The sequence below is a fragment of the Campylobacter sp. IFREMER_LSEM_CL1085 genome (assembly GCF_025772235.1).
GTDB classification, from domain to species: Bacteria; Campylobacterota; Campylobacteria; order Campylobacterales; family Campylobacteraceae; genus Campylobacter_D; species Campylobacter_D lari_D.
In genome coordinates this window covers 1-707 of sequence record NZ_JAKMRU010000049.1, presented here as the reverse complement: position 1 = coordinate 707, position 707 = coordinate 1, and the positions used below count along the sequence as shown (strand labels likewise).

General features: G+C 30.1%; 1 pseudogene. It reads right to left on the bottom strand.

Annotated features, from left to right (window positions below):
* Nucleotides 1-637 (bottom strand): annotated as a pseudogene (locus tag L8W56_RS08750) (hypothetical protein); the annotation flags it as partial.
* Nucleotides 638-707: the final 70 nt, after the last annotated feature.

Here is a 707-nt window from a genome sequence, read left to right as displayed (position 1 = left end):
AATTAGAAGTTCCACCTAAACCACTTTTTTGTATAATAAAATTACCTTCATCATAATTTGTGCTTAAACTCTCATCAAGTTTTACAGTATGAGCAAAGCCGTTAGAAAAAGCAAATAACACATCACTCAAACAACCACCATATTGCCCTGATAAGGTTCGGACTTTAAATTTTATTTTTGTATATTCTTCATTAGCTAACTTTTTCTTAGAAAACAAATCAAGCCATACTGAACCTTTTCCTTGATTTCTTATGCATAAATAAATAGTAGAGCTTTCCTCATTAACATAATTTATTAGTGTTCCAACTTCAGCTTTTATATCAGGATTTGGCAACTCATAAGAAGTGATAAAACCTGCATCTTTTTGTGGTAGATTACTTACAATTTCTTCCACTATAGGTTGTAATTCTTCTTTGGAAACACCTTCGCCTTTTAAAGAAGCTAAAAACTCATCTTCACTTTTTCCTGTATTGCCTTCTTTGCCAAGCCAAATTTCATAAGCACTTTTTCCATCTTCTCCGGTATCGCCTTTTTCGCCTTTATAATTGCCATTTCCTAAAATTTCTAATATATTTTTTTTAACTTGCTCATCATCTAATTTCACTCCATTTTTATAAAGCTCTTTTAAAACTTTCAAACTCTCATCAAAATCTTTATTTAGTTCTTTTGTGTTTTTGCTAATTTCTTCTAATATACTGTGCATTTAA